1 protein-coding gene is annotated in these 460 nt (G+C 60.9%); it reads right to left on the reverse strand.

What is annotated here, in order from left to right:
* The coding region (locus tag I8N66_RS22680; protein WP_291158180.1) for an extracellular solute-binding protein at nt 1–460 on the reverse strand (460 nt) is incomplete at both ends.

Below are 460 nucleotides of genomic sequence, written 5' to 3' on the forward strand. Positions count from 1 at the left end.
TAGACCATCAGGCCGGGGCTGACGGGAACCGGCCGCAATTGAGCGCCGAGTATCTCTTGCATGGTGTTTGCGGTATTCTCGCCAGCGACCTCGGGGCTGACGGCGGCAATCTGCAGTTCGCGCGCCATGATTGTCTGGCCCTCCTTGGACATGAAGAATTCGAGATAGCGGCGTCCAAGGTCTGGAGAGGCTGAGGCCTGTGGCACAAGGCCAATTCGCGACATCACCACCGTGTAGTCCTTGGGCAGCACAATCCCGACGTCCGGATGGCGCGCCGCCCAGTCTGCCGCGTAGGATCCGAGGATATTGTAGCCGAGAACGAAACGACCGTCGGCAACACGCTCCAGGATCGCTTCGCTGGTGGAGTAAAGCTTGACGCCGGCCGCACCCATCGCCTGGATGACGTCCCAGATATCGCCGAACTGCTCCTGGTCGCGTGACATGAAGAGAAAACCAACGC

The organism is Ensifer sp. SSB1 (assembly GCF_016652895.1).
Classification (GTDB): Bacteria; Pseudomonadota; Alphaproteobacteria; order Rhizobiales; family Rhizobiaceae; genus Ensifer.